Source organism: Vibrio sp. 10N.222.55.C6, assembly GCF_041473395.1.
In the GTDB taxonomy this organism is placed as follows: Bacteria; Pseudomonadota; Gammaproteobacteria; order Enterobacterales; family Vibrionaceae; genus Vibrio; species Vibrio crassostreae_C.
In genome coordinates, this window is sequence record NZ_JBFRSD010000968.1 from 1 (window position 1) to 206 (window position 206).

Genomic DNA, 206 nt, shown 5'->3' on the forward strand with positions numbered 1-206 from the left:
GTCACCATGTTCACAATCCGTACCTAAAGAAAGTTGAGCCACCTTCTTCTGGGTATTGGTCATGTTTTCTAAGTGCGCCATTAGCTTCTGTTTTGCGTTTTGGTCGATAACAGGGCCAACATCGGTTTTATGAAGGTGTGGAATACCAACACTCAACTCGTCCATTGCACCGTGAATCAATCCAACCACGCGATCTGCAATGTCTT

1 protein-coding gene is annotated in these 206 nt (G+C 45.1%); it reads right to left on the reverse strand.

The genetic code is table 11. The features are described from left to right. Positions 1-206: aldehyde dehydrogenase family protein (locus tag AB4486_RS27100; RefSeq protein ID WP_372119876.1), on the reverse strand; the 206-nt coding region annotated here is incomplete at both ends.